The following is a 21,141-nucleotide window of genomic DNA, read 5'->3' as shown; positions in this document are numbered from 1 at the left end:
TTCAGGAATAGTGGCTTATTGCTTAAAAAAGAAAAAGCCACGTATTAAGGTATCTAAAAGTGAATTAGAGATGATGGCAGTCTAATAAATGCTCTTGCTTATCCAGAACTCAGGTTAAGTATTCTAATTTTTGTGCCCGAAAAATACCTTAATTTAAGGTGTAAGTTAAGGTATTTAGAAGATTGACCTCCTTCTTTATCTGTCGAAGGATTAACTAAAAATGTTAATTATTTAATGGCGGCTTCCTTTATAAAACTTACAACGAAGAGGTAATTTTTTTATTCGCAAAGCTTAGGTTTAGCTAATGAATATAATAAGTCTACATTGAAAACGTATTGTTCAGGTTAGGCTGAAAGAATAATTCGCTACGATAATGAAAGCATCAGTAATCAAGATATTATACCAATTACGTTAAATAAGTGTTCTAAATTTTGCGCAGGAAAAATGGTTTAATTTAAGATATAAATTAAGCTAAATGGCTGTTCCCTTTACGAAATTTACAACAAAGAAACAAGTTATTTTAACAAGCCTAGATTCGCATAATTAGTGTTATTGGTATTAGCAATGAAAGTCGATAAACTTTCGCTAAACAACCCTTATCAAATAAAGAAAGATAACCTATCAATATTTAATATAAGCGCAGGAATCCATTTTTATGGGAGAGAGATAGCTTACACCTGATTTAACCGCATCTACCGGAAAAAATAGTACAAAAGTGTATTTGAGAGTGAGCGAGTAAATAAGAGAGTATGAGAAATAAAAAATGCCTACTCCTGGACAGAAATAGGCATTAATAGTTATTTAATCAAAAAATAAAGTAGTGATTATAGACCTAGTGTTTCTAACGTTTTTAATGTTAAAGCACCTTGGTTTAATTTTTCATCTTTTTGATATGCATTTACAGCAGCACGAGTTTCTGCACCGTAAACACCATCAACATTAGTAATGTTGTAATCTCTATTTTTTAACTCTCTTTGCAATTTAGAAACAACATCTTCTGTTGTATTAGTTTCACACAGAATTTCCTGCCATTTTAAGTATGATTCAGCAGTTTTTACCGTTGTATCGTAAGTTTCATATACAGCAGGAGTCGTTATTTTTGTTTCTTTAGCAGGAATATCTAAAACACGAGTCTTAACCATTTTACATATTGCTGGAATTTTAACTTCTTGAGTTGAAGCGGCTGTTGCTAATACATTACTAGTTACCGTTTTGTATACAGCAGGAATTTTAACTTCTCTAGTAGTAGCAGCAGTTACTAATTCTTTTTTCGTAATGGTTTCGAAGACAGCAGGTGTTTTAACTTCTTTTGTTGTAGCTGGCGATACAAGTTCTTGCTTAGTCACTGTTTTGTAAACAGCAGGAGTAATAACCGCTTTTGAAGTCGGTGCATTATCTAATGCTCTTGTATTGACAGTTTTGTAAACCGCAGGCGTTTTAACTTCTTTTGTGTAGGCTTCTTTATCTAATACCGTTGTTGTTACTGTTTTGTAAACAGCAGGAACATCGACTAGACACATAATTTCACCAGTTGAATTATCAACTTTTTCAATTTCGCCGCGACCTTTTTTCCATTCTGTATGAGCAGGAGAAACTAGTACCTGCTTAGAAATAGTTTTATAAGTAGCTGGTACAGTAACAAGTTCAGTCTTTTCAGGCTCAACCATAATACTTTCGCTAGTCGTTTTGTAAGTAGCAGGCATTGTTACTAATGCTGTTTTCTCAGGTTCAACCATCACACTTTCAGTAACAGTTTTGTAAACCGCAGGAACTGCAACTAACGCAGTTTTTTCAGGTTCAACCATCACACTCTCAGTGACTGTTTTATAAACTGCAGGAACAGGCACTAATTCAGTTTTTTCAGGTTCAACCATGATACGTTCGCTAGCTGGCTTGTAGGTAGCAGCAACAGGCACTAATTTAGAGCTTGCTTCTCTAATTGTTACTTTTTTCTCAACTACTTTATAAGTAGCAGGAGTAACAACAATTTGAGATTGTGCTTCTTTTAATAAACGTTGAACTGGATCTGTTCTGTATTCCGCAGGTACTAATACTTTTGCATAACATTCGCCAGCTTTAGCATTAGGTGGGATTAAAGAATTACCAACAGCAAATTGGTCAGTTGCTCCAGGAGCCGTCATTGAACTTAGTGATGCAATTTTAGTGTTTTTTGCTTGCAGCTCTTCATTTAGTTTTTGAATCTCATCATTTTTCATAGACAAAGCTTCATTTGAAGAATCTGTTACTGAACACCCTGTTACAGTAAGTAGAACCGTTGCTGCAATAGCCGATACTTTAAAGTTATTTTTCATTGTTTTTCCCTTTCGTTGAATATACAGAGTATTTTATCACAAAAATAACTTTTAATTAGCTATTTAATTCCATCTTCGTGATATAGTTCATCTATGTTATAAAATTATAAATGGAGTTTAATTTGAAAACACTTAAAGTATTATTCACATCTTCGATCCTTAGCCTAGCTTTAGCTGGTAATTTATACGCTGAAGAAAGCACTGGCGACTGTATTATGGTTCCAAATTTGAATGTTGAATTCAAAAATGATTCTACTGTATATATGACAGCCGATGAGAAAAAAGAAATAACTGAATTTGCAAAATTTATTAAAGACACTGACCTTTATGCTGTAATCGAAGGTCATACAAGTAAATATGCTACAGCAACTTACAATGCTAAACTGTCTTCTGATAGAGCAATTAAAGTAAGAGCTGAATTAATTAAATTAGGCGTTAAACCTTCTCAGGTGAAAGCGATTGGTTTTGGTGAAAGCTCACCATTATATGATAACAATACTGAAATCGGTGCTCAGAAAAATAGACGAGTCATCGCTGAAGTATTTAACAGTGCTGCAGAGTTATCTGAATATACATCATCAGAAAAATCTCGAATTGCTAGTATCAAGTATAAAGAACAATAATTAAGTTAAGCTTTTAATCTTTGTTTTTAAAAGCTTAATATGCACAAGTGTTATACATTTTACGAATCATATCTTGTATAACACTTTTACAATCTTTCTCCGTCATTACAACTTTCATGTTATAACGCCCGAATATTAAATTAAAACGCTTTATCTCATATTCTTTGCTATATCTGCTGGCTCACATCAAATAACTACCTCTTTTTTTATCCTAGATACGCATAGTAATGATTAAATCTGCGGTAATGATGTAAATTCAATTATTTTAATTCCGTTCTAACTACAATAATCACTTTCATTTATAAATAAACTAAATAACACCCACACTTTATTCTTAATTTAAGAGAGCGTTATATTTTAAAATATTGAGAACACGCCATAAAAATTTCAATGATAAAGATATAGATATAGACATAAAAAAGTGTAAGTTCTAAATAGAAAGAATAGAAAAGAAAGATTAAAGATTAGAAATAATAAAGCCCTGATACTTTTAAAGTATCAGGGCTTTATTATTAAATATGGTGCCCGAGGACGGACTTGAACCGTCACTCCTCTCGGAAACGGATTTTGAATCCGTCGCGTCTACCAATTTCACCACTCGGGCTGAGTGACAAAGATTATACCTAGGGTTATTCTACACACAAGGATTTTCAACCATAAAAAGTGTAAGCGATTAAAAAGCAATCGATCTTTATCAGTAAATAATCAAATTCAGACTTAAATAAATAAAATGCCAAGCGATTAGTCATTTGTTACACTGTTTTTTCAAACTTTTAAGGGATTATCATGGTCAAGCATAACAATACAAAAACACCACAGTTGAGCCTAGCAGAACAATATCAAAGTTGTGAACGAGCATCATTTTTTAAACGTTTAGGTGCCTATATCTATGATTTATTTGCATTAGGCGCCGTGCTGATGCTTGCCACTGTTTTAGCATTATTAGCGGTCGTTATTGCGAGCAAAGTAGGTGCTATTGACTTAAGTGTTTATAAAGACACTGCTGATTATTTAGGGCAAAGCTTAGTTTTCTTAATTTACTTATCGGTTGTCATTATTGGTTTTTTTACTTACTTTTGGAGCCAAGCAGGACAAACTATCGGCATGAAAGCATGGCGCTTACGCGTGCAAAATAGCGATGGTAGCAATATCAGTTTTACTCAAGCGTTGATTAGGTTATCAACGTCAGCTTTTGGGCTAGGTAACGTGATGGCGCTATTAAAAGATCGTAATGCCTTTCAAGACTTATGGGGTGAATGCGAAGTGATTGTAATGACCAAAGAATTAAGTAATTGGAAAGGCTTTAAAGGCATGGCATTTATGGATGAAGATAAGAAGTAATCATTTTGCCTAGGCAGTGCTTGCCAACAGGTTACAAATTAGGCAGCACTGGCCAGGAATCACTATTAGACAATCATTGCTAGTCAACTATCACTAGCCAATCACTTGCTAGCGATATTAGTTGTAACGTATCGCAAACCTAAATAGATAATAGCCAGTTATTAGGCATTTAATATTAATCAAGTCCTAATAACTGACTGCTCATTATTTTTCTAAGTTTGTTTTCTTAATAAATACATGGCAATAAGCAAGACTAAAATACTAGGTAATAAAGCCCCTAGTATAGGCGGTAACCCAAAGACTAGACTTGCAGGTCCAAATAACTCACCAGACACATGGAATGCGAAACCACTCGCAATACCAAAGATTAAACGCGTTCCCATCGGGACTGTTCTTAGCCCACCAAAAATAAATGAAACTGACAACAACATCATTACAACAACAGTAAAAGGCAATACGGCTTTGCGCCATAACGTCAACCAATAGGTATTTGCATCTTGATCATTACTTTCTAAATAAGTGATATAACCATATATATCACGCATCGACATTTTATCAGGCTCACTAATAATCACTTCAAACTTTTTCGGTGTTAATTCAGTCTTCCAAGTAAACTCAGGAAAACTTTCAACAGCGGTTTTATCATCAAAGAAAGTTGTTTTACTAACGTCTTCTAATAACCAAAAACCTTCTTGATAAGTGGCTTTATTCGCCGCCATTGCATAATCTAACGTTAAGTCTTTGGTGAAAAAATAAAGTTGTACGTTGTAAAGTTCAGCTTTACTGTTCATTCGCCCAATACTGATAAATGAATCGGCATCTTTTGCCCAAATCCCATATTTATTCTCTACTTTTTCACTACCATTTCGTAACTGGTCTCGCATAAAGTAGGCTTCTTTATCGGTTTGAGGGGCAACAAACTCCCCTAATAGCATAACGGCAATAACCATTGGAATGGCCGTTTTCAATACCGAATTTGCAATACGAAATTTAGACATACCAGCGGCCTGCATGACCACTAACTCACTGCTACTTGCCAATGAACCTAAGCCAATAAGCGCCCCAATTAATGCAGCCATTGGAAAAAACAATGCAATTTCAACAGGCATTTTTAATAACACAAAATAAGCAGCAGAAAAAACAGTATAAGCGCCTGTACCGACGCTTTTCATTTGCTCTACAAATTTAATAATGCTACTCAAACCAATTAATACAAATAGGCTTAAAAATGTTGCAGCAAAGATCGTGCGGCCAATGTATCTGTCTAAAATACCCATTTATTTATCCACCTTAGACGATTTAGCATTTTTCAATTTTTCTTTTTTCGGCTTAACATTAAACTTTCCGATAGTTTGTAAATGCAATACAACACCAATAGCAAAGAATAATATTTGCACTGCCCAAATACCAAAATAAGGAATCGCACCGTCCTCTATCAAACTTTTTGAAGCACTTAATAATAAAAAGAAGCTTAAATAGAGTGCTAAAGCCGGCAATAGTTTTGCATAACGCCCCTGACGAGGATTAACTTTAGCCATTGGTACAGCCATAAACGTAATTAATAATATAGAAACAGGGATAGCAATACGCCATTGTAGCTCAGCTTGAGAACGAGTATCGGTAGCACCTATTAATGCAGAAGTAGGCAAAGCATCTACACTACGCTTCTTGCTCTCAACCGCTGCATTAGCGATATGTACTTGATAGGTAGAGAATTGTGAGTTTTCAAATTCATTCTTACCGACTATGCCAGCATAACGTTGGCCATTTTCTAGTGTTAACCATGTACCATCTTTTTTACTAGCCACATTACCTGTTTTAGCAGTGATCACTGAAGGCGATATTCCCTCTTCTTCTTTTGGCCAATGAGCAGCAAACACATTAACTAACGTTTTATTTTGTTCGTATTTTTCAACATAAACCACCCCACCATTGCCAGAGGCTTTATGAAAACGCCCTTCGATTAAGGTCGCAGTACCTGCATTAGCTTCGGCTTTCTCAATAACTGCGACCATTTCATCTTCAGCAGCAGGTGCTAAATATAAGCTATTAAAACTAGCAAAAACAAACGTGAGTAATGACAACATCAGCGTTGCTTTCAGCACTTTATTAGGGCTGTAGCCACAAGAGGTTAACGCCACCATTTCACTTTCACTGTGCAATCGACCATGCGCAAACAATATTGCGAGGTAGAAACTAATGGGTAACATTAACGTTCCCAATGTCGGCATGTTTAAATACAAAACAGTTAATACTAAGTCAGCAGGGATAACACCATTAATCGCCTGAGCAAGAATGGTAATAAATTTCTGACTAACAAATATGAGAACTAAAACAAAGAGAATGCCAATTTGGCTTTTAAATGTTTCTAACATTAAATAACGAAGAATAATCAAGCCGATCTCCAGTGTAAAATAAGATGCTACAAAAGCGGTAAAATAGTGGATTAAGCAAACAATTGCGGTAAAATTGCTATTTTAGTAAGTTTATATTACGTTTCAAGGTCCACAAAGACCAATGATAACTGCATTTTCACAAAAATAGCATAGTTAATCTCAATATAATCGTTTTAAGGATACATATGGAATTTCTCGTAAAAAGTGGTAGCCCAGAAAAACAGCGCAGCGCATGTATCGTAGTTGGTGTATTTGAACCTCGACGTTTATCTCATGCAGCTGAAGTTTTAGATGAAATCAGCGAAGGTTATTTAAGTGCATTATTACGTCGCGGTGATATTGAAGGTAAAGTAGGACAGGTATTATTTTTACACCATGTGCCTAACGTATTAAGCGAAAGAGTTTTATTAGTTGGCTGTGGTAAAGAGCGAGAGTTGACTGAAACACAATACAAACAGATCATCGAAAAAACCATTTCTACATTAAATGATACAGGCGCACTTGAGGCCATTTGTTTTTTATCTGAATTACACATTAAAGGTCGAGATAGCTATTGGGCAGTTCGCCAAGCGATCGAAGCAACGCAAGATAGCTTATACAACTTCGACCAATTCAAAACTAATAAAGACAATACTCGACGTCCATTACGTAAATTAACGTTTAATGTACCAAGCCGTAAAGAATTAACGCGTGCTGAATTAGCATTACAACATGGATTAGCTGTATCAGCAGGTATGAAGTTATGTAAAGACTTAGCGAATATGCCGCCAAACATTTGTACTCCGCTGTATTTAAGCCAACAAGCACAAGAGCTTGATCAACGCTTTGATAAAATCACAACTGAAGTGGTTGATACAGAGCAAATGAAAGCGTTAGGCATGAACAGTTACCTAGCAGTAGCACAAGGTTCGGCTAACCCTGCTTATATGTCGATTATCAATTATCAAGGCGGTCCAACGGATCAAAAACCGATTGTACTTGTTGGTAAAGGGTTAACCTTTGACTCTGGTGGTATTTCATTAAAACCAGGCGCAGGTATGGATGAAATGAAATACGACATGGGTGGTGCTGCATCAGTCTTTGGTGCATTAGAAGCCATCGCTCAACTAGACTTAGGCATTAACGTGATTGGTGTGATTGCAGGTGCTGAAAATATGCCTTCAAGCAAAGCATACCGCCCTGGTGATATCTTAACGACTATGGCTGGACTTACTGTTGAAGTATTAAACACCGATGCGGAAGGCCGTTTAGTCTTATGTGACGCATTAACTTATGTAGAACGTTTTGACCCGGAATGTGTTATCGACGTAGCGACCTTAACAGGTGCTTGTATAATGGCATTAGGTCATAACATTAGTGCACTAATGAGCCCGCATAAAGGCATGGTTCATGAGATTTTAGGCGCATCAAACCAAACGGGTGATAAAGCATGGCAATTACCGATGGATGATGATTTCCAAAAGCAACTTGATAGCCCATTTGCAGATATGGCAAATATTGGCGGTCGCCCTGCTGGATCAATTACAGCAGCTTGTTTCTTATCTCGTTTCACTAAAGCTTATAACTGGGCACATTTGGATATTGCCGGTACAGCTTGGCGCTCAGGTGCTAACAAAGGTGCAACTGGCCGCCCTGTTCCGTTATTAACACAATTTGTCATTAATCGTAGTGAACAAGAAATAGCGGAATTAGACGCTTAAATGTCAACATTCAATAACAAGTTGAGTTCATAATGAGCCAAGTTATCTTTTATATTCACTCAGAAGATACTTTAGCATCAACAGCTGAAGCGAGTTTGCCAACACATTTTGTGCAAGCTTGCCAGCTCGCGGCTTTTTATTACCAACAAAATAAAAAAGTGTTTATTTATACAGAAAATCAACAAGATGCTTTTACAGTTGATGAGTATTTATGGCAGTTTGATGGCGATAGCTTTGTCCCGCATAACTTAGTCGGTGAAGGTCCACGTTATGGGTCTCCGGTTGAGATTAGTTGGCTTGCACCGCAACATCCTCGTGCAGTGCTAATTAACCTCAGCCAAAACATTCCGGAATTTAATTTAAACTTCCAACAAATTATTGATTTTGTGCCAGCACAAGAACAACTAAAAATTAATGCGCGAATGCGCTACAGTGCTTATAAAAAATTAGGCCACACCCTCTCTACTCAAGATGTTAAGACTGCATCTCAAGAGTTAACTAACCAGACAGAAGACAAATGATGGAAAAAATATACAACCCAAGTGCGATTGAGCAAAAGAATTACCAAACCTGGGAAGAAAAAGGTTACTTCAAACCACACGGTGATACTGATAAAGAAAGCTTCTGCATCATGATCCCACCACCAAATGTCACTGGTAGTTTACACATGGGTCATGCATTCCAAGATACCATCATGGATACCTTGATCCGTTACCAACGTATGCAAGGTAAAAATACCTTATGGCAGATGGGTACAGACCATGCAGGTATTGCGACACAAATGGTTGTTGAACGTAAACTTTTTGCAGAAACAGGTCAAACGCGTAAAGAATTAGGCCGTGAAACCTTCATCGAAAAAATCTGGGATTGGAAAGCCGAGTCTGGCGGCAATATTTCTCGTCAAATGCGTCGTTTAGGTACCTCTGTAGATTGGGATCGTGAACGCTTTACCATGGACGATGGTCTTTCTGAAGCCGTTAAAAAGACCTTTGTTGATTTGTATAATGATGACCTTATTTACCGTGGTAAACGTCTAGTAAACTGGGATCCTAAATTACAAACTGCCATTTCAGATTTAGAAGTGGAAAATAAAGACGTTAAAGGGTTTATGTGGCATTTCCGCTACCCATTAGCAAATGGCGTCAAAACAGCTGATGGTAAAGACTACATCGTAGTAGCAACCACTCGACCGGAAACAGTATTAGGTGATACAGGTGTTGCTGTTAACCCTGAAGATCCACGTTATAAAGACCTTATCGGTCAGACTATTTTATTGCCTTTCGTTAATCGTGAAATCCCAATTATTGGTGACGACCACGCTGATATGGAAAAAGGCACGGGTTGTGTGAAAATAACCCCTGCGCATGATTTTAATGACTATGAAGTAGGTAAACGCAACAAATTACCAATGATCAACGTCTTAACCTTTGAAGCTTGTATTCGTGAAAGCGCTGAAGTATTTAATACTAACGGTGAAAAAAGTGAAGATTATCCAACTGATTTACCAGCACAATTCCAAGGTTTAACACGTGAGGCTGCGCGTAAACTGGTGGTTAGTGAATTAGATGCATTAGGTTTATTAGAAGAAGTTAAAGACCATGATTTAACAGTACCTTACGGAGACCGTGGTGGTGTTGTGATTGAACCAATGCTAACAGACCAATGGTATGTACGTGTTGCACCGCTTGCTAAAACAGCAACAGAAGCGGTTGCTAATGGCGATATCAAATTCGTACCGCAACAATACGAAAACATGTACAACTCATGGATGAATGACCTTAACGATTGGTGTGTGTCACGTCAATTATGGTGGGGACATCGTATCCCAGCTTGGTATGACGAAGCGGGTAAAGTTTATGTTGGGCATACAGAAGCTGAAGTACGTGCGAAACATGACTTAGATGATAGCATTGTATTAAACCAAGATGACGATGTACTAGACACATGGTTCTCTTCGGGTCTTTGGACATTCTCTACATTAGGTTGGCCAAACCAAACCATGGATCTTAAAACCTTCCACTCTACTGATGTATTGGTAACCGGTTTTGACATTATCTTCTTCTGGGTTGCGCGTATGATCATGATGACCATGCACTTTATGAAGAATGAAGATGGCACACCACAAGTCCCCTTCAAAACGGTTTATGTAACAGGCCTAATTCGCGATGAGAATGGCGATAAAATGTCTAAATCTAAAGGTAATGTATTAGATCCTTTGGATATGATTGATGGTTTAGACCTAGAAAGCTTAGTGACAAAACGTACTGGCAACATGATGCAACCACAACTTGCGAAGAAAATTGAAAAAGACACACGTAAAACCTTCGCTAATGGTATTGAAGCGCATGGTACAGATGCACTACGTTTCACTCTAGCAGCAATGGCATCAACCGGTCGTGATATCAACTGGGATATGAATCGTCTTGAAGGTTACCGTAACTTCTGTAACAAGTTATGGAATGCGAGCCGTTATGTATTAATGGATGCAGAAGATCAAGATTTTGGTTTTGGCGATAACAAAGCGATGCAATTTAGTCTTGCCGATCGTTGGATCCAAGGTCAATTACAAAATATGATCAAAGAGTTCCGCCAAGCATTAGACACCTATCGTTTTGATATTGCGGCAAATATTCTTTACGATTTCATCTGGAATGAATTCTGTGGTTGGTACTTAGAATTAACTAAACCTGTTTTATTCAAAGGCAATGAAGACGAGCAACGTGGTACTCGCCATACATTAATCAGCGTATTAGAAACATTATTACGTGTTGCACATCCAATGCTACCGTTTATGACCGAAGAAATTTGGCAACGTGTGAAAGCAATCACAGGTCAAGGTGGTGACACTATCATGCTTGAAGCTTACCCTGAATATGATGCAGCGCAGGTTGATGAACAAGCCGTGGCTGATCTAGAATGGGTTAAGCAAGTGATTGATGCAGTGCGTAACATTCGTGGTGAAATGGATATCAGCCCGAAAGTACCACTTAACGTATTAGTTAAAAATGCAAGTAGTGAAGATACGCGTCGCTTTGCTGATAATGAAGCATTTTTAGCGGCATTAGCAAAACTAGAGAGTGTTACTTTTGTTGCTAAAGGTCAAGAAACACCAGCGTCTGTTACAGCTTTAGTAGGCGGCTTAGAGTTGTTGATTCCAATGGCTGGTTTAATTGATGTTGAAGCTGAGCTAGCACGTTTAGCGAAGCAACTTGAGAAAGCAACCAAAGAGCTAGACAAGGTATCAGGCAAGTTAAGTAACGAACGTTTTGTGAGTAATGCACCAGAAGCGGTTATTACTAAGGAAAAAGCGAAACAAGCTGAATTCCAAACAACTTGCGACAAACTAAATGAGCAAATTGAGACAATCAAAGCGCTTTAATATAATGATTAATTAGTTTGTTATTAACGAAGTAAAAACTAAAAAGGGACTTAATTTAAGTCCCTTTTTTTATATTTTTTGTCTCAAAATGAAATATGTTAACTTTTATGTCCTTTTTATTTGTACTCTGAAATAGTCAGCTAATAGTAATAAATCTTTACATAAGTAAATGTAAGCGATTGTTCCCTTTAAGAAATATATAAAAAGAAGTTAATTTTTTAAATCTGCGTAATAAATAAACTATTTATTATGATTGATATAACGCTTAAATTTACAAAAATATAACGCTGAATACGCTAAATTATCCTACACTATTGCCACTTTAAATTTTAATGATAAAAATAGGCATAAATTGGCAGTTTTAATATTCACCATGTTCTCTATATTCACCCTTACTTTTTCAGTATTTAGTCATGCTAAAGAAGCATTAATGACGCCTCCAGCACCACCAAAAATAATTGTTTGGCAACAAACCTTTGATCACCCTACCAATATAATGATGACAATACTTACCCAAGCACTTGATATTACAAAAGCAGAATTCGGTGATTATGAAATAGTCCCATCAATACCAATGGAACAAAAAAGAGCGCTTTCTACTTTATCGGATAAATATGAAGGCGACTTGGATGTTGCACATTTTGTAAGTAGTGAAGGTAGAGAAAAAAGTGCAATTCCAGTTCGAATTCCAATACTTGAAGGATTATTAGGTTATCGAGTTTGTTTAATTAAGCAAAATCATCAATATAAATTCTCTGGCATTAATAACATACAAGACTTCATCGATAAGAATATCACTATCGGACAACAGCAAGATTGGCTTAGTACCAAGGTATTAAGGGGAAATGGGATACAAGTTCAAACATCCTATAAATATTCTTTATTATTTGGCCAGTTACAAAAACAACGCTTTGATTGCTTTTTACGAGGCATTAATGAAATTACTGAGGAACTCGAGCTTCATGAAAGTGCTAATTTTGTAGTCGAAAATAACTTACTCTTTCATTATCCATTTCCAGTATTCTTTTTTGTGAATGAGGGACGTCCAGATTTAGCGTATAGATTAACCAAAGGTTTAACAGTACTTCAACATAATGGCTTCCTAACAAAACTATTAGAAAACTACTATAAAGATAAACTTAAGACATTACATTTAGGTACACGTAAGGTTTTTCATATTGAGAATACTTTTTTACCTGATAAATCACTACACTCAATTAATACAATTCCTTGGTTACCTTTATAACGAGAGTAATCAACAGATAAAAGCTTAATTGACTGTGTAAAACAGTCAATTAATATCAACTAATTGAAGCTACTCAATAAGCGGTCCATCGCTCGATAGTTTAATGCTTCACACAAGTGTGCTTTACTAATATCTTGTTGTTGCTGCAGATCGGCAATGCTCCGAGCAACTTTCAACAAACTATGCCAAGCCCGAATAGACAATCCCATTTTCTCAATCGCTTGCTCTAAAAACAACGCATCCTCCTTCGTTAATACGCAATATATATTCACCTCTTGACTCGATAAGTAATGGTTTAACTTACCTTGACGTTGTAGTTGAATATTACGAGCAACTAAAACCCTTTCTTTAATATCTGCACTTTTTTCGGTTGAATTATGTAACCCTTGCTGTGAATCAGCCAACATTCCCTTAGGTAATAAGGGCACCATAATAGCTAATGCAAAACGGTCTAAAAATGGCCCAGATAAACGATTTAAATAACGTAAGATCTGATCTGGAGTACTGCGCCTGAGCTGTCCGGATATATGACCACAAGGACTTGGGTTCATGGCCGCAATCAGTTGAAAATGAGCGGGGAAAGTTACTTGATTGGCCGCGCGAGAAATAGTGACATTATGGTTTTCCATTGGCTGGCGTAAACTGTCTAACACTTGTCTTGGAAATTCAGGTAACTCATCGAGAAATAAAACACCATGATGAGATAAAGATATTTCACCCGGTTTAGGCTTTCCACCGCCCCCCACTAATGCAACCGCTGAGGCACTGTGATGCGGAGCTCGATAAGGAGGAGAAAACCAATCATCACGTTGCTTGCCACATACTGAATATACAGCCGCCGTTTGTAATGCTTGCTGCTCTTCCAAATTAGGCAATAACGTCATAAACCGCTCAGCTAACATACTCTTTCCAGTACCAGGTGGACCAATCAATAGTAAATTATGGGAACCAGTCGCAGCAATCTCTAATACCCTTTTAGCTTGCTCTTGTCCTAATACATCACTGAAATCAAGGTGAGAATGTTTAGCTGGCGGCGCTTCACTTTGCTCTGCTGAAGGTAATGTTAATTGTTGCTGTAAAAAGGCACAGACATCAATCAAATGTTTTGCAACAAAACCTTGTGCGCCAGTCAAAGCACATTCATGCTCGTTATCAGTACACACAACCACTTGTCGCTTTTGTTGTTTAGCCGCTAAAGCACAAGGAATGATGCCATCGACGCAACGTAATTCACCTGATAGGGATAACTCCCCATAACACTCGAAGTTTAATATTTCAGGGCATTTTATTTGGTCTGATGCTAATAAAATACCGATAGCGATCGCCAAATCAAATCGACCACCCTCTTTAGGCAAATTAGCAGGCGCTAAATTGACGGTGATTCTTTTGCTTGGGAATTTAAAGTTACTATTCAAAATAGCGCTACGCACTCTATCTTTAGCTTCTTTGACCGACGTTTCAGGTAATCCAACTAAAGAAAAACCGGGTAATCCAGTCCCAAGATGTACTTCAACCTCGACTTCAGGTGCATCTACGCCTGAAATAGAGCGACACACTAATCTCGCTAATGCCATATGACTCCCTTTGATACTCATTAGTTAAAGAATTAATTAACTCGGTAATCAATCAAGTATAGAAGTCAAAAATTATTCAGCAAAAAATAGCACAACAATAACCATCATTAAGATATTTAAACAAAGCATTAACACTACAAGAAATAAGGATTTTAATGTTGTTATTTTTCTAACTTGGTATGACTTAAACTGTGATTATTTAATATAAAGGGTATTTAAAGTGGGTGGCTCTTCACGGTATTCCCTCACATTAAATAGTATCGTATGACAACTTAAACAATAGCAAATCAATCACTAAGTGAGGAAATTTAGAATGAGAAGCAATAAAGAAATTGCATTAGATGCCATCGATTTAGTCACACCAGCAATACTTAAATTATTTGAGCGTACCAATCGTAAAGAGCTACATATCGTGGTTATGGACCCTACATTAAAACCATGGGAGTCTGACTTTGATAATGCGATTTTAGTTGAGCAATCGCTAGGAAACCCAAGCGAATGGACTATCCCATTTGACAAATTAGCGAGAAAAAAAGCATATCAAGCTTGGCGTAATGGTTGCGCTAATGTTGATATTCAAAATAAGCACCCTTCAGCATTGCAAGATGACGATATTTTATTTTACGGTTCTTTTGTATACGGCAATATCGTTGTTGGTTGTAGTGGTGTTGAGCAGCATTACGATATGTTAATGAGTAGCTGGATTGCATTAGCGTTTGAACAATTAACTGTCGCAGAATATACAAAGAGTAAAGCTGAAACCCCAACAAAAGCATTTAGATAATTTATTTTTACCTTTCTCAACCTTCGTGGTTAATTAGCTTTTGCTTTAAAAATATAACCACGAAGCGCTCCGTTTCACTAAGAGCACGAAGGTAAATCAAAACACCAAAAATATTTTTAAAAAAATGAGTGTTTTAAAGATATAAATATTTTTAACTTACTTTATTCATCCTCCGTGGTTATTTAGGTTTAGCTTTAAAAATATAACCACGAAGCGCTGCGCTTCACGAAGAGCACGAAGGAAAATCAAAATACTTTTAAAACAAAACACAATATTTAGTGCTTTAAAGATATAAAGATTTTTAACTTACCTTCTTCATCCTCTATGGTTAATTAGCTGTTGATTTTAAAACAACAATTACCGCGAAGCGCTACGCTTGAAGAAGAGCACGGAAAAACAACAAAATATAACCCCTTCTTTCTATTTAATTCATATAAAGCTTCATTCTAATCTCCTACTATCTGCGTGATTAATCCACTTTTGATTTTAATAAAACTAAGCAATACAAAGATTAATAGTAATGCTATTTTATATTTAACAACTTACTAGTAAATATATGCTTAATGATCTGCTTAAAAATGTGACAAAAGTTGTTTGATAAGCGCTTTTTTGCTATAAATAGCACCCTTTTAAAATCAATCCATCCCCATTTTATAAGCGATTGATCATCATTATTTCAGGAAGAACCCATGAACGGTGCACATTTTGTTGTACAGGCCCTAAAAGAACAAAACGTAACACAAGTGTTTGGTTATCCAGGTGGTGCTATTATGCCGCTTTACGATGCGCTTTATGATGGTGGCGTTGACCATCTATTATGTCGTCATGAGCAAGGTGCAGCAATGGCTGCTATTGGCTATGCACGTTCAACAGGGAAAGTCGGTGTTTGTATTGCAACCTCAGGCCCAGGTGCTACAAATTTAATTACAGGCTTAGCGGATGCTTTGCTAGATTCAATTCCTGTGATTGCAATTACAGGACAAGTTCCAACACATTTAATTGGTACTGATGCATTTCAAGAAGTTGATGTGTTGGGTTTATCACTAGCCTGTACTAAACATAGCTTCATGGTTCAAACTGCAGAAGAGTTAGGTTCAGTCATCGAACAAGCTTTCGAAATTGCAACGACAGGCCGCCCTGGCCCTGTTTTAATCGACATACCAAAAGATATTCAAGTAGGTCCAAGTGTTACACACGCACTTGCTAAATTAATAAAAACAGAAAATACACTTAACAGTGCCGCAATCGATCAGGCGAAAAACATGATCAGCCTATCTCAAAAACCGCTTATTTACGTCGGTGGAGGGGTTGGAATGGCAAGTGCGGTTAATGAATTACGCAACTTAATTGCTGCAACGGAAATTCCAAGCGTATGTACATTAAAAGCAATTGGTTGTATCAAACACGATTCTCCTTATTTCATGGGAATGGTAGGGATGCACGGCAGTAAAGCTTCAAATCTAGCCATTCAAGAGTGTGACTTATTGATTGCTATTGGCGCTCGTTTTGACGACCGAGTAACAGGTAAGTTAGATGAGTTTGCACCGAACGCAAAAGTGATTCATTTAGATGTTGATGCGGCAGAAATTGATAAGTTACGTCAAGTGACCCTATCGATGACTGATGATTTAAAACAAGTATTACCTGCTATCACAATCAAACCTAACATTGAGCAATGGCAACAGCATGTTGCAGCAATGAAAGTCGAGCATGAGTGTCGTTATGATCATCCAGGTGAGCCGATTTTTGCACCTGCATTACTTCGCCAATTAGCACAAACAATGCCTGCCGATACAGTAATCTGTAGTGATGTAGGTCAGCACCAAATGTGGGTTGCGCAGCACATGTTTGTCGATCGCCCAGAGAATCACATATCAAGCTCAGGTTTAGGTACAATGGGATTTGGCGTTCCTGCTGCAGTTGGTGCACAAGTTGCACGTCCAAATGATACCGTGATCGCTGTTTCTGGTGATGGTTCATTTATGATGAACGTACAAGAACTAGGCACAATTAAGCGCAGGAAATTACCAGTCAAAATTTTACTGATTGATAACCAACGTTTAGGCATGGTTCGACAATGGCAGAAATTGTTCTTTAATGGTCGTTATAGCGAAACAATTTTAACAGATAACCCAGACTTCGTTACATTAGCTAGCGCATTTGACATCCCTGGTGAAACTATTGTCGCAAAATCACAAATAGACCAAGCATTACAGCGCTTATTAAATAGTGATGGCCCCTATTTATTACACGTATCAATTTCTGAAGAAGAAAATGTATGGCCATTAGTGCCACCTGGCGCCCCTAATGACAGAATGATGGAGAGTATAGAATGATTAACGCATTAACAGTTGAAGCTAAAAATAGCCCAGAATTTTTAGAGCGTTTATTACGTGTTTGCCGTCATCGAGGTTTTACAATCCAAAGTATTAATGCGGAAGTGAATAATACACTGCAAACAACACAGATTAATTTAACCGTTTTTAGTGAACGAGATATTACCCTCTTAACTAAACAAATTGAGAAAGTCGTTGGCGTTATAGAAATCACACTATTGCAACAACCAGAAAACATTAAAGTCAGTGCGTAAATTGTAGATTGTCCCTTTAAGGATTATCTGTTTTACTACCACTAACTATTATTACTATTAAGGCCAAGTTACTTGGTCGCAAGCAGTTTAAGGAAATAAGAATGCCAGTTTATCGTTCAAAAACATCCACACATGGTCGTAACATGGCAGGTGCTCGTGCATTATGGCGCGCAACTGGCGTAAAAGATGATGATTTTGGAAAGCCAATCATCGCGATTGCCAACTCATTTACTCAATTTGTACCTGGTCATGTACACCTAAAAGACATGGGTCAATTAGTAGCACGTGAAATTGAAAAAGCTGGTGGTATCGCTAAAGAATTCAATACTATCGCAATAGATGATGGTATCGCGATGGGTCACTCAGGTATGTTATATAGCTTACCTTCACGTGATTTAATTGCAGATTCAATTGAATACATGGTGAATGCTCACTGTGCCGATGCGATCGTTTGTATTTCTAACTGTGACAAAATCACACCGGGAATGTTAATGGCGGCATTACGCTTAAACATTCCTGTTATTTTTGTGTCTGGCGGACCAATGGAAGCAGGTAAAACTAAGCTTTCTGATCAAATCATCAAACTAGACCTCGTTGATGCAATGGTAATGGGTCCAGATAAAAATGTTTCTGATGAAGATTTAGAAAAAGTAGAACGTAGTGCATGTCCAACATGTGGTTCTTGTTCTGGTATGTTTACTGCTAACTCAATGAACTGTTTAACAGAGGCATTAGGCTTATCATTACCAGGTAACGGTTCAATGTTAGCAACACATGCTGACCGTGAAAATTTATTCCTTGAAGCGGGTCGTCGTATTGTTGAAATTACAAAACGTCATTACCAAGAAGATGACTACTCGGTATTGCCACGCTCTATCGCAGGTCGCCCTGCTTTTGAAAATGCAATGGCACTAGATATTGCGATGGGCGGTTCAACTAATACGATCTTACACCTATTAGCTTGTGCACAAGAAGCTGAATTAGACTTTACCGTTGAAGTTATGGATGAAATGTCTCGTCGTATCCCACAGCTTTGTAAAGTGGCTCCTTCTACACCTGAATACCACATGGAAGATGTACATCGCGCCGGTGGTGTAATGGCTATCTTAGGCGAGTTAGATAGAGCGGGTTTATTAAATAGCGAAATCCCTACTATCCTAAGCCCGACCATGAAAGAGCAGCTTGCTCATTACGATATTATGCAAACTAAAGACCAAGCGATCATCGACTTCTATCGTGCAGGCCCTGCAGGTATCCGCACAGTAAAAGCTTTCAGCCAATCTTGTCGTTGGGATACTGTGGATAATGACCGTAAAAATGGTTGTATTCGTTCACTAGAAAACGCATTCAGCATGGAAGGCGGTTTAGCAGTATTATTTGGTAATATGGCGGTTGATGGCGCAGTAGTTAAAACGGCGGGTGTTGATGATGATAACCTAACGTTTACTGGTCCTGCTAAAATATACGAAAGCCAAGATGATGCAGTTGAAGCAATTTTAGGTGGCAAAGTTGTTTCAGGTGATGTGGTTGTAATTCGTTACGAAGGCCCTCAAGGTGGCCCAGGTATGCAAGAAATGCTTTACCCAACGTCTTACCTTAAATCAATGGGACTTGGCAAACAGTGTGCATTAATTACTGATGGTCGTTTCTCAGGCGGTACTTCTGGTCTGTCAATTGGTCATGTATCACCTGAAGCAGCTGCTGGTGGTGTCATTGGTTTAATTGAAAACGGTGACATCATCGATATCAATATTCCAACACGTGCAATGGACTTAAAAGTCTCTGAAGAAGTACTTGCTGAACGTCGTGCAAAACAAGATGTTATTGGCTGGAAAGCAGTGGATCGTATCCGCCCTATTTCAGCGGCATTAAAAGTCTATGCAATGATGGCAACATCAGCTGACAAAGGCGCTGTACGCGATTTAAGTAAACTTAAATAAGTTATCTAAAGCTGTAAAGGTTATTAAGACAATGTAGATTATTAAAACAATATTGTTTACTAAACTTTTATAAAGAAAAAGCCCATTATGGTTATCCATGATGGGCTTTTTTATTTTCTGTTGTTTATTTGTAATACTTTGCATCTTATTGGTAATACTCACTATCCGATTGAGCGTGACCGTAAAACTATTCAGTAACTAATCAACTAAGGAGCTTAGCGACTTACTTTAAAAGGCAGAACACTAGATCGTTCCACTAAGGTTGGCTCAAGCTGGATCTCTAAATCAGTTTCTCGTTGGGTTTGTATTTTATCTAACAGCGTATCAAAAGCTTGTTGCCCCAAATTGAATTTAGATTGATGAATAGTAGTTAAAGAAGGCGTCATATAGCGCGCTATTTTAATATCATCGTAACCGATGATAGATAAGTCTTCAGGAATAGATAATCCCAGCTCATTCGCCATATTAATCACCCCCATGGCCATCATGTCATTACACACAAATATTGCCGTAGGTAGTGTTCCTTGTGTATGTAATGACTTAAATGCTATCGCCCCCCCCTTACATTCAAAATCAGCCCCCATTATCCATTGAGCATTAATCACTAGGTTTGCATCGACCATTGCTTGTTTAAAGCCGGCATAACGCTTCTTCGCTGTTGCTTTTTCTAATGGACCATGAATACAACCAATATGTGTATGACCTTGGCGGATCAAATATTGAGTCGCAATATAACCACCGCGGTAAGAGTTATCTTGAATTTTATCTGCTGGAAAGTGTGTTTCACCTGAATCCATCACTACGGTAGGGACTGGTTTATGACGCGCGAAGATATCAATATGTTGGTTAACTAATTCATCGCTCATTAGTAATAATCCATCGACTCTTTTCTGTAATAACATATCGATATTAAAACGAAGACGATCAAAATCTCCCTCGGTATTACAGAGCAATAAATTATAACCTTGCTCATAACAACGACGTTCGACCCCTTTTACGACTTCAGCAAAAAAGGGATTAATTGAGGTTGTCACTAACATACCAAAGGTATGTGTATTTTTTAGTTTAAGGCTACGAGCAAGAGCAGAAGGTGCGTAATTTAATGCTTCGACGGCAATCAACACTTTTTCAGTAACCACTTCACTAACATAACGCGTTTTATTTAATACATGACTAACAGTGGAAGTAGAAACTTGGGCATGTTTTGCTACATCTTTGATAGTGGCCATTGTTATATTTATTCCCTTACAGTTATG

At 37.4% G+C, this 21,141-nt stretch carries 15 protein-coding genes and 1 tRNA gene; 10 read left to right on the top strand and 6 right to left on the bottom strand.

What is annotated here, in order from left to right; all coding sequences use genetic code 11:
- Nucleotides 1-824: 824 nt before the first annotated feature.
- Nucleotides 825-2,312 carry a peptidoglycan-binding protein gene (locus Q0794_RS09450; protein ID WP_298941471.1) on the bottom strand — a complete coding sequence of 496 codons (1,488 nt, stop codon included), beginning with the start codon at nucleotides 2,310-2,312 and terminating at the stop codon, nucleotides 825-827.
- A gap of 122 nt (nucleotides 2,313-2,434) precedes the next feature.
- On the opposite strand from Q0794_RS09450, the gene Q0794_RS09445 reads away from it, so the two are divergent.
- Nucleotides 2,435-2,935: an OmpA family protein gene (locus Q0794_RS09445; RefSeq protein WP_298941470.1), complete on the top strand. Its 501-nt coding sequence runs from the start codon at nucleotides 2,435-2,437 to the stop codon at nucleotides 2,933-2,935.
- A 519-nt stretch (nucleotides 2,936-3,454) separates the two neighbouring features.
- Here Q0794_RS09445 and Q0794_RS09440 read toward each other — a convergent pair.
- A tRNA-Leu gene (locus tag Q0794_RS09440) sits at nucleotides 3,455-3,539 on the bottom strand.
- A gap of 182 nt (nucleotides 3,540-3,721) precedes the next feature.
- Between Q0794_RS09440 and Q0794_RS09435 the strand changes: the two genes are divergently transcribed.
- Nucleotides 3,722-4,276 carry an RDD family protein gene (locus Q0794_RS09435; protein WP_298941469.1) on the top strand — a complete coding sequence of 185 codons (555 nt, stop codon included), beginning with the start codon at nucleotides 3,722-3,724 and terminating at the stop codon, nucleotides 4,274-4,276.
- Nucleotides 4,277-4,488: 212 nt separating this feature from the next.
- Here the strand turns inward: Q0794_RS09435 and lptG are convergent, their stop codons facing one another.
- Nucleotides 4,489-5,553 carry an LPS export ABC transporter permease LptG gene (lptG, locus tag Q0794_RS09430; RefSeq protein WP_298941468.1) on the bottom strand — a complete coding sequence of 355 codons (1,065 nt, stop codon included), beginning with the start codon at nucleotides 5,551-5,553 and terminating at the stop codon, nucleotides 4,489-4,491.
- Nucleotides 5,554-6,672, bottom strand: a complete 1,119-nt coding sequence (lptF, locus tag Q0794_RS09425; RefSeq protein ID WP_298941467.1) for an LPS export ABC transporter permease LptF — start codon at nucleotides 6,670-6,672, stop codon at nucleotides 5,554-5,556.
- Nucleotides 6,673-6,857: 185 nt separating this feature from the next.
- Here lptF and pepA point away from each other — a divergent pair, with 185 nt between their 5' ends.
- The 4 genes from pepA (at nucleotide 6,858) to Q0794_RS09405 (ending at nucleotide 12,997) form a co-directional block, all read left to right on the top strand.
- Nucleotides 6,858-8,372 carry a leucyl aminopeptidase gene (gene pepA / locus Q0794_RS09420; protein ID WP_298941466.1) on the top strand — a complete coding sequence of 505 codons (1,515 nt, stop codon included), beginning with the start codon at nucleotides 6,858-6,860 and terminating at the stop codon, nucleotides 8,370-8,372.
- A 32-nt stretch (nucleotides 8,373-8,404) separates the two neighbouring features.
- The gene (locus tag Q0794_RS09415; protein WP_298941465.1) at nucleotides 8,405-8,893 is read left to right on the top strand and encodes a DNA polymerase III subunit chi; all 489 of its coding nucleotides are present in this window, start codon (nucleotides 8,405-8,407) and stop codon (nucleotides 8,891-8,893) included.
- Nucleotides 8,893-11,751: a valine--tRNA ligase gene (locus tag Q0794_RS09410; protein ID WP_298941474.1), complete on the top strand. Its 2,859-nt coding sequence runs from the start codon at nucleotides 8,893-8,895 to the stop codon at nucleotides 11,749-11,751. The genes Q0794_RS09415 and Q0794_RS09410 overlap by 1 nt, the downstream gene beginning before the upstream one ends.
- Nucleotides 11,752-12,103: 352 nt before the next feature.
- Nucleotides 12,104-12,997: a hypothetical protein gene (locus Q0794_RS09405; RefSeq protein ID WP_298941464.1), complete on the top strand. Its 894-nt coding sequence runs from the start codon at nucleotides 12,104-12,106 to the stop codon at nucleotides 12,995-12,997.
- Nucleotides 12,998-13,056: 59 nt separating this feature from the next.
- Here Q0794_RS09405 and Q0794_RS09400 read toward each other — a convergent pair whose 3' ends face one another.
- Nucleotides 13,057-14,571: a YifB family Mg chelatase-like AAA ATPase gene (locus tag Q0794_RS09400; protein WP_298941463.1), complete on the bottom strand. Its 1,515-nt coding sequence runs from the start codon at nucleotides 14,569-14,571 to the stop codon at nucleotides 13,057-13,059.
- A gap of 313 nt (nucleotides 14,572-14,884) precedes the next feature.
- Between Q0794_RS09400 and Q0794_RS09395 the strand changes: the two genes are divergently transcribed.
- The 4 genes from Q0794_RS09395 to ilvD all read left to right on the top strand — a co-directional run bounded on the left by Q0794_RS09395 (nucleotide 14,885) and on the right by ilvD (nucleotide 19,885).
- The gene (locus tag Q0794_RS09395; protein WP_298941462.1) at nucleotides 14,885-15,355 is read left to right on the top strand and encodes a hypothetical protein; all 471 of its coding nucleotides are present in this window, start codon (nucleotides 14,885-14,887) and stop codon (nucleotides 15,353-15,355) included.
- Between the two features lie 689 nt (nucleotides 15,356-16,044).
- A complete protein-coding gene (gene ilvG, locus Q0794_RS09390; protein ID WP_298941461.1) occupies nucleotides 16,045-17,691 on the top strand; it encodes an acetolactate synthase 2 catalytic subunit in 1,647 nt (548 codons plus the stop codon).
- Entirely contained in the window at nucleotides 17,688-17,945 is a 258-nt protein-coding gene (gene ilvM / locus Q0794_RS09385; RefSeq protein ID WP_298941460.1) for an acetolactate synthase 2 small subunit, read from the top strand. The genes ilvG and ilvM overlap by 4 nt, the downstream gene beginning before the upstream one ends.
- A 101-nt stretch (nucleotides 17,946-18,046) precedes the next feature.
- Nucleotides 18,047-19,885 carry a dihydroxy-acid dehydratase gene (ilvD, locus tag Q0794_RS09380; protein ID WP_298941459.1) on the top strand — a complete coding sequence of 613 codons (1,839 nt, stop codon included), beginning with the start codon at nucleotides 18,047-18,049 and terminating at the stop codon, nucleotides 19,883-19,885.
- A 215-nt stretch (nucleotides 19,886-20,100) separates the two neighbouring features.
- On the opposite strand, the gene Q0794_RS09375 is transcribed toward ilvD, so the two are convergent.
- Nucleotides 20,101-21,114, bottom strand: coding sequence for a substrate-binding domain-containing protein (locus tag Q0794_RS09375; protein ID WP_298941458.1), 1,014 nt, complete (start codon nucleotides 21,112-21,114; stop codon nucleotides 20,101-20,103).
- Between the last annotated feature and the right edge of the window lie 27 nt (nucleotides 21,115-21,141).

The sequence above is a fragment of the uncultured Psychromonas sp. genome (assembly GCF_947489755.1).
In the GTDB taxonomy this organism is placed as follows: Bacteria; Pseudomonadota; Gammaproteobacteria; order Enterobacterales; family Psychromonadaceae; genus Psychromonas.
The sequence above is the reverse complement of the archived record's forward strand: the minus strand, read 5'-3'. Positions and strand labels throughout refer to the sequence as shown.